The sequence below is a fragment of the Novosphingobium sp. B1 genome, assembly GCF_900176395.1.
Lineage (GTDB): Bacteria > Pseudomonadota > Alphaproteobacteria > Sphingomonadales > Sphingomonadaceae > Novosphingobium.
On sequence record NZ_FWXL01000018.1, the window covers coordinates 37,473 to 50,952 of the forward strand.

The following is a 13,480-nucleotide window of genomic DNA, read 5'->3' on the forward strand; positions in this document are numbered from 1 at the left end:
TACCATCTGCCTGCGCAAACTCTTCACCAGATCTCAGGCTATTATGCTGCATGTGCACACTGACCGAACAAGCTGACCAGCACATCGAGACTGCAATGGAGCATCTTCGAGAAGCCCTCTACTATTGGAGCCAGGAAAATCGTGGCGTTGAAGACGCTGATGAATGTTGGTTGGCTATGTGCGATGTGGCTGAAAGATTGAGCCTGATTTCGATGGAAAGGTCCTATCGCAAAAAATCACCACGGAGCGCCTTCACTTTGTGACCCGCAAAGGCTGTCCTTCAGCACCTCGCTCTTCTGGATTTTCGCAGGCTGGTCGCCGACAAGTCTTTGATGTTGCGTTCGTCGCGGTTTTGATTGCAGACTGCCAAAACTCTTGGGAGTTCCATTCTTTATCGGACTGGCAATATGTCGCTAACGCAGGTCACATATAATGGCGCAGAGACAAGTTTCGCGCCCGAGGATAGCTCGAGTGCGTCTGGCGGCCATGTGCTGCGCGAACTAAGACTTGCTGCTGGCATTTCGCAAGAGGAGGCCAGTCGCCTCGCCGAGGTTGCCACACCCACGTGGCAGGCGTGGGAGCGAGGACACCGTAAGATTCGCCTCAGTCGCCTCAGGCTGTTTTGCAAAAAGCTTGAGCATCTCCTTGAATGCCGATTGCAGCAGGTTCGAGACGTATTAGCGAGTGTTGATCGTCGAGAGTGAGAATGCCCCTAAGCAGACAGATCTCGTGTCTGGATTTCTTAAGAAAAAAGCTTTTATTCGGTTAGAAACTTGCAAAATCTGCTCGCAGAAAAAAGTCGGCCTTTGATCAAAATTAGTAACAAATCGGCGCTAGTAAGAGATCGCGTTCATCGCGAACGCAACCTCGCTCTGCCCCACCGGATTAATGCCCCCTCTGTGATCCGGTGGGGCTTTTATGTTTGAGCTAAGCCGCAAGAAAGGCCGCCGAATCCCAAGTGCTCGGCTGCTTTGTCCTGAGGTCAGCAAGCTTGACCTGAAGAGCGGAGCGTTCCCTTCGCGCCACTGAATAACTCTTCAAGCGACCCGATTACCGCGGCTTTCATGAGGTCTGGACTAATTGATCCCGCGGCTCCGAATGAGGCGTAATCTGCACTGTGCAACGCCAGTGTTTGAAATTCTTCCAGCCAAGCCTCAGGGTTGGCGTGGCTTTTTGCTGCCATAGGAAGAAGGCATGCAATCACAAGCCGTAAGGTGTTGATATGTATTGAGTTAATAGATACCAGGTCACACGGTTGTTTTGCGTCTGTCTCAATTACCACTTACGACCATCCCTTTTTGATTTTGAGATCTCATACGGGTTTTACCATACTGGCGCTATCCGAACAGCGGATAAGAGGGCGGTGGGCGAAAAGGGTGTAAGCGGCATCCACTGCGGAGGTCTCTCAAAGTCTGCCGGCAATACCAGGCGTGCGCTATCCAGGCCGCCGCGCGGGCAAATGCTTTAGGCCCGTCGGTTCTCGCAAGAACGCTCGTAGCCAATCAAACAAAAAGTAAGTGGCGTGATCACCTTGTCAAATAGACCCTGGGCCCTTGCGCTGAGTGCTCTACGCATGCTTGCGCGGCCCTATATTGTTGCGTGCGTCGCTCAGGGTAGAAGCTGACGCTTTGAGCGTAACTAATAAATCACATCTCAACTGTACCAGCTTCGGACGCTCGGAACTTAGCGGTTCCAAGATCAGGATTCTTTGGCACGTTACATCAATCAAAACAGGAGGATGCCATGCTTTCGGTAGCCGACCAGTATGCAAGAAATCGCAAGGTGATACGGCGTCACCATTATATCTTGCTCATGAAGTCTTCAGATGGAGATATGACCAAACACGTCGAGCTGTTTGCTGCAGATGTCGACGAAGCGCTGGAGTGGTGCGCAAAGACGCGAACCTTCCATGAAGTTGAGATCTGGGAGGATGGTCGTAGTCGCGGCGTACGGCATCTGCATTCTTGACTAATTGACATGGTAAACAAGTTCGGCATTTTGCGTTCATGACGAATCAAATCTGAAAAAGTGCTCTTCGGGTCGCAAAAAACTGTAATAAAAGAATAATTTCTCATACACGAGCCCACTTCGCATCTCGCTCCCACGTGCCGGTTGGAAGAGCTTTGCGATTTTGTGTGGTTATTGCCCCTTAACGCGGTCTCGGCTGCGTGCTTACCAGCGGGGGTCGCAATGAGGCTCGACCCTACGTGGGGAGCCCCGCTTTGGCTTCGACGCTGTGCGAGAAAATACTACAGAGACAGGGCTGATCTACTTAGACACTGCAACAGGCGGGCTATCACAAATTCTTGGAACGGCTAAGCGCGCTGAACGTACGACGTGGCGCGGCTGTGATGCAGATGCCCTCGCTCTCGCTACCTCTGCGGAGCCTATTTGAAGGCTTCAGATCCTTTCCCCGGAATTGGCCGTGTTCATCTGGTTGGCAAGACCATGAGATGCTGGTCCGATCCTAGTGCGATAAGCCGACCGCACTCCAACTGATACGCCATTAATAGATGGTCCGCAGCAAGGGGAGTGACAAACCTTGCTGGTACCTGCGGACGCGCTACGGCGTTTCTCACTATCCGTGTTAGTGATAAATGCCACTGCCAGTTACAAGGGCCAGTGTTAGACCGAGGTTCACAGCAGGGCTTTTTGTGTCAATGGCCGATAACACAGGATCTGCCGGCAGCCGATCGCGGGAGGGCATAATGCCGACTTTTAAACGAGCGTGTTCAGCGCCCACAGCAGTTCTGATCCTCATCAGTATGGCAGTGCCCACGCCGTTCACAGGGCAGGCTCACGCGCAATTCGGGGGCTTTAGCCTCCCATCGATTGCGCGTAATAGTAATACTAGTCAAAGCAACTCCTCGGGGTGCCCCAAAGGAAAATCCAAAAGCGGAGGTTCATCGATTTTGGGAGGGATCATTGGACAAGGCATCAATCGGGCCGCCAGCTCCGCTGGCGTATCCAGCTTCATCCCAACTGCAGAAGTTGCTGAAACTCTCACGAATGCAATAGCCTGCCGCCTGGACCCCGAAGAGCAAAAGCAAGCAGCAGCTGCAACCATCGAAGCCACACGTGGTGATCAGGTTGGATTGAGCGCAACTTGGACATCTAACACGCGCGAGAACGTTTCAGGGACATCCACCGTAATCGCGCGCAACGATAAGGTTGCCTCTCCCAACGGGCAAACTGTTCAGTGCATAACGGTGACCGACGTAATCATTGTGAACGGCGAGGAAACGACTGCAAACAAGCGCATGTGCCGCGCGCCTGGATCTGCACGCTACACCCTGGCTGCATGAAGAAGCACCAAGCACAGTCGAAAACATCGAGAAAGATGCCTGCGGAACAAGTCTTCGCCCTTAATTTTCCGATCGAAGTTCTGAAAGCAGTTAAAGTTGTTGCCATGGATGAGGAATATCTGCTCTTCTCTCTGAAATGCTTACACCAGCACTTTGCCGGGCCGCGCGGGCTCTGATCGGAATCGACCGAGCCGAACTTGCAGAAACCGCAGGAGTCGACGATCGAACCGTTGAGGCATTTGAGGCTGAGCTGGCGGTGCCGGGAGGAAATGCCTTGCTCGCTATTGCAGCTGCATTGGCTTCCTTGGGCGTGAACTTTCTAGAGCCCGGCGAGACTGCGCCGGAATGGGCAGTGACATTCCGGCCTTAAACGCTTCCATTGATACCGCGGCGGTCGCAAAGCCAAGTCAATGTTTTTAGAGGTTTGTTAACCACACAAGTTGTAGCTGTCGATCAGCGGATCACTAATCCCACCCAGTGTCCGCTCGGGTCCTGATTCCCCAAGTCGTGGACCTTCGAAATGTGCTCCGCCCGTTCCTGCTGCTTAGGGCGGAGCACATACACTAACCCCGACCGATAATGCTGGGCGCAGATCGCCTCTATGGGGGCAATTGTGGGCAAGCGTCATTCGCACGCTACGACCCTTTTAAGCCAAAGCGCCTCGTGCACGCGCACATACTCAGACCCCCTGCAGAGAGAATTCTCACCCTTCGGTCTAACTGATCGGAAGCAGATGAACGGGCCTGGTTGCGATTACACAGTCGAATGGTTTTTCGTCAGCGCGCAATAACTAGCGAGCTCGGCCCTCCAGCGCTTCGCTCGACGCCTTCGCCTTGTTAGATTAATTGCGCTCCTTAGAGAGTAGCTGCCATCGATCAAGATGGTGATGCCTTTTCCAGATCCCCAAGCCTGCAATTTGCGCGAGACAAACATAGTTAACACAACTCCCGTGCCGATTCGCTCTTACCAGGACGGCGAGGAGCGTGGGCGCAACGTTGCAGGCCCGTTAAAGCTTCGATCTAATGGTAAACAACCTCTCCCTCAGCTGTGAGGGAGATACCTGATTAAAAGTAGATAAACACGCCGTGAATTGGGCTTAAGGGTAAGATTCTGGAAACAGTGTTGGGCGGCTTTTGCACGAGAATTGCTGCAGAAGGCCTATTTTTTGATGACGCAGGTGGACCGGGACAAGACGGCAGAGGGGGGCGGGGGCCACCTTCGAGTGCTGCGCACCCTGCTGTATTGGCTTCGCAGCGACACATCGGGCAACGTCCTGATCATCACGGCGCTGTGTCTTGTGCCTTTGCTAATGCTGATCGGCAGTGCAGTTGATATCAGTCGCGCCACCATGGCCAAAAGTCGTTTGCAGAACGCGTGCGACGCTGCGTCACTAGCTGCGCGGCGCGTAATGCGAAACGATACCTTCGAGGATAGCGTTAGTCAGACGGGCCGACAGTTTTTCTCGTTCAATTTCCCGCAAGGTTCATTTGACACCCAGAATTTCGAACCTCAAATATCCCGTCCGACTGCTGGTGTTGTGCGGGTGAGTGCCGCCACGCGCATACACAACCAGATTATGGACATGTTTGGCTTTGAATCGATCCCGCTTCAAGTCAGCTGCGACGCTTCGCTGAATTTCGTAAACACCGATGTTGTTTTGGTGCTCGACGTGACCGGCTCTATGGCCGATGCTGTCGGAGGAACGGCCAAGATTGCGGCTCTGCGAAGCGCAGTTATGGCGCTTTATGACGAGCTTGCCCCAATCCAGGCACAACTTGAAGCGCAAGGTCTGCGCCTGCGCTTTGGCATTGTGCCGTATTCCAGCACGGTAAATGTCGGTAGGCTCCTTTATGCAGCAAATTCGTCTTACCTGACCTCCACCACCAATTATCAGTCGCGTGTCGCGAACTACAATTCATCTGTGTATACCGCGAACACTCCGACGAGTGTAGGTGCTTGGGAATACTATAGTGGGAGCTCTGGGGCTGGGTCGTCATCGCCAACATCTTCGACGCGGTCTAACAGTCAGTGCCAGACTTGGGTGCAAGCGTCAGCGATAGACGGTAATCAAACAGCGCCGACGCCGAGAACAGTTACCTCTTACGGCGGTACGTCAACGAGCAGCGCTTACAATGCTACCGCGGATTTCGGCTGGACTGGTGCTCCGGTCACCACAGGTAACAACCGTAGCTGTCGCCGGTGGCGGACCGTCACGACGACCACTTATACCACGACGTATGGCTTCTCAAATTGGACCTACCGGCAAGTGCCCTATGATACCTCGCAGATCATTCAGCCGAATGGCTCCATGGTTATTGCATCGTCGGCAGGTAACACCGTAGCGACCTCGAGCAGCTACAACCTTCAGCAGCTTGCCGCAGTCCCCGGTCTGACTACGACGCGGCTGACTTGGAATGGTTGCATTGAGGAGCGCGACACGACGACTTCGATTGACGGTGGCACCAGTCTTACCATTCCATCGACCGCGAACGACCTGAACATCAATCAGATCCCGAGCAGCGACGCGACGCGCTGGCATCCCGCGATCCCGGAGTTAGTATACACCAGGACCGCAGGATCTACATCTGCAACGGTCAATGGGAATACCAGCACGACCAACTGGATCATGAACTACGCTGCAAACTTGGGGTATTACGCGTGTCCCACCGAAGCCAGACGTCTTCGCAGTTGGACGCGGACTGATCTCCAAAACTACGTGAATGGCCTGCAACCAATTGGTGGTACCTATCACGACATTGGTATGATCTGGGGCGCCCGGTTCATCTCGACTGGCGGCGTGTTTGCGGACGGGTGCGAGCAATACAACGAGATGCCGTGCAACCGGCACGTGATTTTTATGACTGATGGCTTGCAGACCGCTTACTGCAATGTGCTGACTGCCTACGGGATCGAACAGAATGACATGAGGACGACGGGTGCAGGATCGTGCCCCAATCAGCTTGCGCGTCACGAACAGCGGTTCCGGATGATCTGCAATGCCACGAAGAACCAGAACGTCTCGGTTTGGGTCATTGGTTTTGACACGGCCCTCAATTCTAATCTCACAGGCTGCGCCAGTAATTCAAACCAGGCATCGACATCGGAAGACGGTCCGAAGCTGATCGCCCGGTTCCGCGAGATTGGTAACCAGATCGGCGCACTAAGGCTAGTGAAGTAGGAGTGTGGCGGTGATCATCGAAATCTCTCGCATTTTCCGAAACCTGCGCCTTGGCGCTGACCGAGGCGGCTCAGTAACGGTCGAATTCGCCCTTGTTGCAGTGCCCTTCATTGTCATGGTGCTTGGCAGTTTCGACTTTGCTTACCAGGCTTATTTGAAAACTGTCGTCCAGGGCGCGCTCAATGATGTTGCGCGCACAGCTTCGCTGGAATCGCCTGATCTTGAGTGCGATGACGGTACGTTATCTGACAAGGTGAAGTGCGCAATCCAAAAAAGATCAGACGTCGTGGCGCGGGAAGCAACCTACAGTGTGAGGATAAACAACTTCTATGATTTCTCTACGGTTGGTCGCACGGAGAAACTAATTACGGACTACAATAAAAACGGGGCTTATGATGCCGGAGACTGTTTTGTCGACTTGAACGAGAACGGCACGTTCGACACAACCGCAGGCCGTGATGGCGTAGGTGGTGCAGACGACGTTTCGTATTATATCGTGACAGTCTCGATGCCCCGTCTGTTTCCCATCGACAAGTTTCTCCCGCTTAGCCCCAATTATTCCATTTCGGGAGAAACAGCGGTGCGCAATCAGCCTTATGCACGGCAGCGCATCCCTCCAACGGTGTGCGTATGAGGGCGTCTGTGAAAACCCTGCTCCAAGCGATGCACCAAGACCTTAGGGCCTCGTCTTCTGGCATTGCTGTCATCGAGTTTGCGCTGGCTATGCCGCTTCTCATTCTGATGACCTTTGGTGGCCTTGAGTTGGCCAACTTCGTCCTTGCGCACATGCGCATTAGCCAGATCGCCATTACCGTAGCTGATAATGCCGGGCGTGCACGCACTGGAATTGACGAATCTAACATTTATGAAGTGTTTGCTGGCGCTAACCTCATCGGTGAGAGCATTGATTTTGCCAACAATGGCCGCATCGTCCTATCTTCGCTGCAGCCAAACGGATTGATCGACGCGAATGCAGGCCAGATGATAAACTGGCAGCGTTGTTATGGTCGCCTTGCAGTGTCCCCTTCATATGGACGAGAAGGCGCAGGTCGAACTGATGCGAGCCTGTCCGCAGGAATGGGGTCAAACGGCAACAAGATCACTTCAGCGAGCGGAACAGCAGTGATGTTCGTGGAGGTTACCTATCGTTATGAACCGGCCTTTTTCTCTGCAATTTCGAACCTTGCAGGTAACATTCGCTATGAAAGCGCATTTAACGTGCGTGAGCGTACTAATCAGAACATTACCAATACGCAGCGTCTGACGGTGAACTCATGTTGAGCGTTTCGTTCAGGGATGGTGTGCAGGGGGAAAGGGCGCCATGACGCGCAACTCTGCTGTCGCAATTTGCGCTTTCATACTTTTCGTGGTCTCCATGTTGTTTGAGCCTGGCGGCCCGCTTCCTGCTGTCGCCGAGGCTGCCAAGCCAGCGGAACACGTCGGTGAGCACGGGCAATCGTCCAGAATTACGGGTATTTTCGGGGTCGAAAGCGATCGCTTCGAGGAGGCGGCCGATCAAGAACCAGATGAAGGCCTCTCGGAGGACCGCACCGTGTTGCCAGCAGTTGAAGCTTATGGTGAAGTTGAGAGCCTTTCGACTGTGCCAGCACCGTTGCGCGGGACAATAACGAACGTAGCGCGCGTCGAGTAAGACCAGTACAGTCCAACGACATTCCGCAAATAGCTGATTTTGGAAACTCCCGCCGCCTTGGCCAAAGGTCACTTGCGGCGACCGGCTTTACCTTTTGACGCGTCAGTTTTTCGTACAGCGGCCGTCTGGAAGCAGGATTGCGCTGGCAAGTAGGTGAATCGGTCGATGACGTTGAAGCCCGTTCGATAGTCCTTCACACCCCCTCGTCTAATACGATCAATCCTATGTTGGCTTCAGGCGCGAGAGGTCACGACACTTGGCACCAATACGTGCAACTGGCTTAGCCAGCGATGGCAGATCGCCAAAATCCAAAGCGGTTTTGCTTCATCCACCTGATGGGCGAATGAGGTTTCGTGTGCTCAAAATGCGCGGCAGGCGCCCGCACCACCTTTCAAAAAAGCATCGCATAAACACGAGATTTTCCGGTGATGGAACGAATATCAGTTAACGGCGCCGACGTCTGCGAAATCGCCTAAGTGCCCGTCAAATAGCTAACTTCTTGTATGGGTAGGTAACCACTCGTTAATCCTTACCTGCATCGGATATGGAATGAACCGAAACCCCTCCATTTCGAATTGAAGATGCCTTCCGGATAGGAGCTCCCGCAAAGGGTCGTATCAAAGGACGGTCGGAACGTGATCAAGAAGCAGCTCGGTATGGGGGCGAAAGCTATCTTTGTAGCCTTGCTCTTACTGGTAATCTCCTCTGCCTTGGGCATGAACGCTATTCGGGTCGGTGGAGCGCTACATAAGCGCCAGCTCCTCACGAATGAGTTTGTCGCTGATATCATGCCGCCGCCTGAATATGTGATCGAACCGATGCTTGAGATCACTCGGCTCATGCGCGATCCAACGAGCCTTGAGCATCGTCGCGCGAACCTGAAGCGTCTCGAAGCGGCATATAAAAGTCGCGCGAGCTACTGGCGGGAGAGCACCCTTGATAATGATCTCAAGCGTAAGCTGCTTACCGAAGCAGCAGCGCCTGCAGAGAAATTTTGGCAAGATGTGAACAGTCAGCTTCTGCCGGCAATCGAACAGAATGACATGGTGGCGGCGCAATCAGCATACGACAGTGCAGCGCGCGCTTTCGAACGGCATCAAAATGCCATCGAGAGGCTCACGTCAGCGGGCATCAACCGCAGTGCCGAGGCTGGTTTGGACGCTGAGCAAAAGGCACAATGGACTTTGGCGCTCTTGAGTGGTCTCAATGTGTTCATTCTTCTCATTATAGGTGCTGGCAGGCGGTGGCTTATGCGCCGGGTGATCGAGCCAATGCTCGCTGTTGCTGCCACCATGCGGGCAATGGCTGCAGGTGAACTTGAAAGCGGACGCGTACAAAATCACCGCGAGGACGAGATTGGCGACATGACACGTGCCGTTGAAGTGTTCCGGCAGGTATCGTTCGATCAACGTGAGGTCGCCGCAAATCAAGCTGTAGTGGTAGACGAAATCGATCGCGGCCTTCGCGCTCTCGCGGGCGGCGACCTCACGCATCGAATACGCACAGAGTTTGCCAAGGACCTGGACGCTCTTCGTCACTCATATAATCGCAGTGTTTCAATGCTCGCCAAGGCAATTCAAAATGTTTCTGACACAGCACAGCGTGTCTCGCTTAGAGCAAGCGAGATCGAGGCGGCATCTGAAGATCTCGCGCAGCGCAATGTCAGTCAGACAGCACATGTTGAAGAGACGCGGGCTGCCATTGGCGACGTGCTTGGGCTCGTGTCGCACACGGCAAATAGCGCGAAGGAAACGCGCAAACTGATCGAGCAGGCGGATGTCGAGGCAAGCGATAGCAGCGATGTCGTGACGCAAGCAACGATAGCAATGACGGCAATCGAGTCATCGTCCACTCAGATTTCTAAAATTGTTGCACTTATCGAGGGCATTGCATTTCAGACAAACCTATTGGCTTTGAATGCAGGAGTTGAGGCGGCGAGGGCCGGCGAGGCAGGAAAAGGGTTTGCTGTTGTTGCAAGCGAGGTTCGTGCGTTGGCTTTGCGTTGCGCCGACGCCGCTTCTGAAATCAGAACCCTAATCGCCCAATCTGAAACGCAAGTCAGTCTTGGTGTTACTCTGGTAAAGCGCACGGGATCTGCTCTTATACACGTTATAGGTCGGATGGCACGCGTGCGGCAAATGATTGAAACTATTGCTGTGGATGCTGGTCACCAGGCTTCGACACTGGCGCAGATCAATGCGACAGCCCACCAACTAGACCAAGTCACGCAACAAAATGCAGCGATGGCAGAGCAATCTACAGCAGCAGCCCGCAGACTCTCAACGCACGCTGGCGAGTTGTCGCAGCTAGTCTCCTGTTTTGAACTTTCGGCTGAAAGATCCGATCCCCCTGCAGAGCCATTGCGCGTTGCTGCTTAAAAGTTGCCGTCGTCTCGATCGAGGGCCGCTCAACACTGGGTTCGTATTGACATTCCCGATCGCATCTCAGCCATTTTTTGGCAAACGCAGTCAGAGCAGGGCTATCTCGCCTAGACGATACATTGTGCGTTTGGGGTTAGCTGAGGATTAATCGGCCAATTCCAACGGAAGAGAGCGGCAAAATGAGCTCGCCAGCTACTAGCGCACGCCTTGGCGAGTTGAAGGCTCGATGCATTCGCTCGACCATGATGGCGACAGCTGCCATCTATTTGGCTTATAAGTCTGCGTTGAGCCTTTCCTGAAGATCTCTAAGCATTTTTGAGCAAAGTGACATGCCGGCCTCCGTCAGATAAAGATGTGACCGACGACGATCGTTAGGATCACCAGTACGTCTGATGAGATTTTCTTCCTCTAAGATATTTATCCATCTCAAAGCAGTCGTAGAAGGCAAACCCGTAGAAAATATAAGGTCTGTTATAATCGGATGCTGCCCTCTGCCACAGGCAGTTGTTAATTCCAAGAGTAACAGCCATCCAGGAGGGGCGGATGGTAGTTCGGGAATCCAGTTTTCTCTGACGCGCAAATTGTTAAGATACGCGGCTGCAACTTCGGATATTTCCATTGACGAAAAGCCCTTGAGTACGCCAAGCAAAATATCTTATTCTCCGTGGCTATACAACTCAGACTTAATCCAAATACGAATAAAATTGAATAGGATTGCTGACATTCATGAGAGTGGATAAAGACTCTGAAGAATTTAAAAGAATTTAGATAATATTAATTATCATTGCAACTTGTAATTATGCGTTGCCTCGCCTCCGCACGCCGCAAGGTATCATCGTTCAAATCTGCAATCTCGCGCCGTTGGCAGCGATAGCGCCGGTAGGTGGAGAGGCGGCCGTAGAAACTTGTCGAAACAGTCAACGCATTCCCTCTCTCGCCGAACAGGCACGCAACAGGATCTAAGCTAGACGGCTCAACTCACAGAGCAAGTACGCAATGCTGCGTGGGCTCTTCCGGTAAGCAATGCAGATCCATCCAGAGTGCATAGTTCGGCACGAGGAACCGGTATGATCTGCATTGCACCCAAAACGGGGGCATTATTCGTATATAAATCAATGAGCTAAATTTAGAACTCACTAAATTCCCCCGTGATTGTGACATTCTTGCTCCCATTAATCCGAACTTATTGGAATGCTGAATGAATGGTAAAAAAAGCTCAGCTTCATTTGGTCGAAACCGATGCGCGATCGAGAGCGCAGCTTGCTAGACTGGCCTATAATGCGGGCTTTCATTGTGAAATTTACGAGGACGTTCAGGAGCTCCTGAGCAATGTGCCGGCGGGGGGCATCGTCTTGCTCCACGACCGTGGTCCGCGCAGCACGCTGCCTGAGCTAATTCACCAGCTGGCATTATCAGGGCATTGGTGCCCATTCATCGGTTTTTGTGACAATCCGTCTGTTGATTTGATTGTGCAGGCTATGAGGGGCGGGGCACTTTCATTCATTGGCACACCAACAGAGGCGCGCGGTCTAACTGACGCGGTTGCCTCAATCGCTGTCGAGGCCGAGCGCCGACGTGAAGTCTTGCAGAGGGCGGTCGAGGCTTATCGCAACCTCATGCGCTTGACCGAGCGTGAAAGGCAGGTGCTGGATGGCATTGTGTCTGGCGAAAGCTCAAAGACAATTGCTCGCGACCTTGAGATCAGCCCGCGGACCGTCGAAATCCATCGCTCTAAGCTTTTGGGGAAACTTGGTGCCCGAAATGCGGCAGACGCTGTGCGACTGAAAGTTGAGGCGGCGGCTTACACCGCGCTAGCCGCTTAATATTTCTGTGCTGTGTCAGAAGCTCCTGGATAACTAGAATGCTCTCCAGAGTTGCCGTGGAGCACATGTTGGTCGTCGTCTCAGTAACAGTGAGGCTGAGAACCTTTATGTTAAAAGAGCCCGCATAAGTGCCGCATAAGGTAATCTTACCCTCGCGCAGATGAGGCGAGCGTTTCTCGAATTGCAGTTTGTAGATCAAGCCGCTGCATGATTGAAAATGCCAGCCAGAAGAGGAGCGAGCCATCGTTCCACTAAGGCAAACCGCCGCCTGAAAAACATGTCGAAGCTTTCCAGATGAGATCGTAGGGCTCGCATAATTGTACATGACCGTCCTCGCTGCACTGCAATAAGAGCTGGAAGCCGGCCTACGCAAGCTGAAAGCTTGGTAACCGTAGCGTTAACGATCTTTATAGTGCTTCTGTAATGGGCCTTTGTTCGTCAAGTCCCTCTGAATGATTATCTCGTCGCCAAGGTCATGCTTCTGTCCGTGGTCAGCACGAAGGCTGCCACACCATGCCATCAGATCCAAGCCGGCAGATCAATCTAGGAAGCGTGGTTTGCCGAAGCATTCACAGCACTACACACGATCTTGCCAAGCCTGCGTCCCAGCGACGGGACCTCATTGGAAGCGTGCCGGTCCCGGCCCGCCTCGATCAGCAGTTCGTCCTTCAAGCGGCCATCGTGCTTGCCCCCCAGCGGAAGTCAGTGGCGTCCACCCACATGCGATGGAGCACAACCCCCAGTTTACGTGCGAGCGCGACCTTGGCGCGTTTCATGCCGCGACGCTTTGCCACCTCGAGCGCCCAGCGCTTGAGGCTGGAAAAGCGCGTCGCTCGCGTCAGCATGATGTGCGCCGCCTCGAAGAGCGCGGTTCGCACCATCGCATCGCCGACCTTGCTGACACCTCCGTCCCGGTCGGTCTCGCCAGACTGATACTTCTTTGGCGTGAGGCCAAAGTAGGCGCCGACCGTACTCGATTTTCCAAAGCGGGCCGGATCGTCGATCGCGGATCGATATGTCAGGGCGACCAATGCACCGACGCCGGGTATGCTCATCAACCGGTGGCAAATCTTGTCTGCGCGTGCGATCTTCAGCATCTCCCGGTGCAGCCTGGTGAACTCCCGCCACAACGCTTCCCGTGC

The 13,480-nt window shown here is 53.5% G+C and carries 14 protein-coding genes; 11 read left to right on the forward strand and 3 right to left on the reverse strand.

All coding sequences use genetic code 11. From position 1 onward, the window contains the following. Positions 1-50 precede the first annotated feature (50 nt). The 10 genes from B9A23_RS22415 (at position 51) to B9A23_RS19165 (ending at position 10,512) form a co-directional block, all read left to right on the forward strand. Positions 51-263 (forward strand): hypothetical protein, encoded by a 213-nt coding sequence (locus tag B9A23_RS22415; RefSeq protein ID WP_139797570.1) that lies wholly within the window; start codon positions 51-53, stop codon positions 261-263. Positions 264-407: 144 nt separating this feature from the next. Next, positions 408-704, forward strand: a complete 297-nt coding sequence (locus B9A23_RS23545; protein ID WP_084280773.1) for a helix-turn-helix domain-containing protein — start codon at positions 408-410, stop codon at positions 702-704. 1,039 nt (positions 705-1,743) lie between these two features. Beyond that, entirely contained in the window at positions 1,744-1,968 is a 225-nt protein-coding gene (locus B9A23_RS22420; protein WP_139797571.1) for a hypothetical protein, read from the forward strand. Between the two features lie 740 nt (positions 1,969-2,708). Next, a complete protein-coding gene (locus B9A23_RS19135; protein ID WP_084280775.1) occupies positions 2,709-3,305 on the forward strand; it encodes a hypothetical protein in 597 nt (198 codons plus the stop codon). Beyond that, on the forward strand, positions 3,302-3,481 hold the full coding sequence (locus B9A23_RS22945; protein ID WP_176218074.1) for a hypothetical protein: 180 nt from the start codon (positions 3,302-3,304) through the stop codon (positions 3,479-3,481). Before B9A23_RS19135 ends, B9A23_RS22945 begins: the two co-directional genes overlap by 4 nt. 992 nt (positions 3,482-4,473) lie before the next feature. Beyond that, complete coding sequence (locus B9A23_RS19145) at positions 4,474-6,483, forward strand: TadE/TadG family type IV pilus assembly protein (protein ID WP_139797572.1); 2,010 nt, start codon at positions 4,474-4,476, stop codon at positions 6,481-6,483. 10 nt (positions 6,484-6,493) lie between these two features. Then, positions 6,494-7,117, forward strand: a complete 624-nt coding sequence (locus B9A23_RS19150; RefSeq protein ID WP_084280796.1) for a TadE/TadG family type IV pilus assembly protein — start codon at positions 6,494-6,496, stop codon at positions 7,115-7,117. An 8-nt stretch (positions 7,118-7,125) separates the two neighbouring features. Continuing rightward, positions 7,126-7,764, forward strand: coding sequence for a TadE/TadG family type IV pilus assembly protein (locus B9A23_RS19155; RefSeq protein ID WP_254895196.1), 639 nt, complete (start codon positions 7,126-7,128; stop codon positions 7,762-7,764). Positions 7,765-7,804: 40 nt separating this feature from the next. Then, on the forward strand, positions 7,805-8,134 hold the full coding sequence (locus B9A23_RS19160; RefSeq protein WP_084280782.1) for a hypothetical protein: 330 nt from the start codon (positions 7,805-7,807) through the stop codon (positions 8,132-8,134). 635 nt (positions 8,135-8,769) lie between these two features. Further along, positions 8,770-10,512, forward strand: coding sequence for a methyl-accepting chemotaxis protein (locus B9A23_RS19165; protein ID WP_084280785.1), 1,743 nt, complete (start codon positions 8,770-8,772; stop codon positions 10,510-10,512). 274 nt (positions 10,513-10,786) lie between these two features. Here B9A23_RS19165 and B9A23_RS23550 read toward each other — a convergent pair whose 3' ends face one another. Next, positions 10,787-11,134, reverse strand: a complete 348-nt coding sequence (locus tag B9A23_RS23550; protein ID WP_084280788.1) for a MarR family transcriptional regulator — start codon at positions 11,132-11,134, stop codon at positions 10,787-10,789. A 155-nt stretch (positions 11,135-11,289) separates the two neighbouring features. Next, on the reverse strand, positions 11,290-11,436 hold the full coding sequence (locus B9A23_RS23555) for a hypothetical protein (RefSeq protein WP_368655948.1): 147 nt from the start codon (positions 11,434-11,436) through the stop codon (positions 11,290-11,292). 281 nt (positions 11,437-11,717) lie between these two features. On the opposite strand from B9A23_RS23555, the gene B9A23_RS19175 reads away from it, so the two are divergent. Further along, the gene (locus B9A23_RS19175; RefSeq protein WP_084280791.1) at positions 11,718-12,338 is read left to right on the forward strand and encodes a response regulator transcription factor; all 621 of its coding nucleotides are present in this window, start codon (positions 11,718-11,720) and stop codon (positions 12,336-12,338) included. Positions 12,339-13,006: 668 nt separating this feature from the next. On the opposite strand, the gene B9A23_RS19180 is transcribed toward B9A23_RS19175, so the two are convergent. Then, positions 13,007-13,480: transposase (locus tag B9A23_RS19180; RefSeq protein WP_139797573.1), on the reverse strand; the 474-nt coding region annotated here is incomplete at its 5' end.

What these genes read in the sequence shown, in the direction of transcription:
- B9A23_RS22415 (WP_139797570.1), top strand. Translation starts at nt 51, where the DNA reads ATGTGCACACTGACCGAACAAGCTGACCAGCACATCGAGACTGCAATG.
- B9A23_RS23550 (WP_084280788.1), bottom strand. Translation starts at nt 11,134, where the DNA reads ATGGAAATATCCGAAGTTGCAGCCGCGTATCTTAACAATTTGCGCGTC.
- B9A23_RS19175 (WP_084280791.1), top strand. Translation starts at nt 11,718, where the DNA reads ATGGTAAAAAAAGCTCAGCTTCATTTGGTCGAAACCGATGCGCGATCG.
- B9A23_RS23545 (WP_084280773.1), top strand. Translation starts at nt 408, where the DNA reads ATGTCGCTAACGCAGGTCACATATAATGGCGCAGAGACAAGTTTCGCG.
- B9A23_RS19135 (WP_084280775.1), top strand. Translation starts at nt 2,709, where the DNA reads ATGCCGACTTTTAAACGAGCGTGTTCAGCGCCCACAGCAGTTCTGATC.
- B9A23_RS19160 (WP_084280782.1), top strand. Translation starts at nt 7,805, where the DNA reads ATGACGCGCAACTCTGCTGTCGCAATTTGCGCTTTCATACTTTTCGTG.
- B9A23_RS22945 (WP_176218074.1), top strand. Translation starts at nt 3,302, where the DNA reads ATGAAGAAGCACCAAGCACAGTCGAAAACATCGAGAAAGATGCCTGCG.
- B9A23_RS19145 (WP_139797572.1), top strand. Translation starts at nt 4,474, where the DNA reads ATGACGCAGGTGGACCGGGACAAGACGGCAGAGGGGGGCGGGGGCCAC.
- B9A23_RS22420 (WP_139797571.1), top strand. Translation starts at nt 1,744, where the DNA reads ATGCTTTCGGTAGCCGACCAGTATGCAAGAAATCGCAAGGTGATACGG.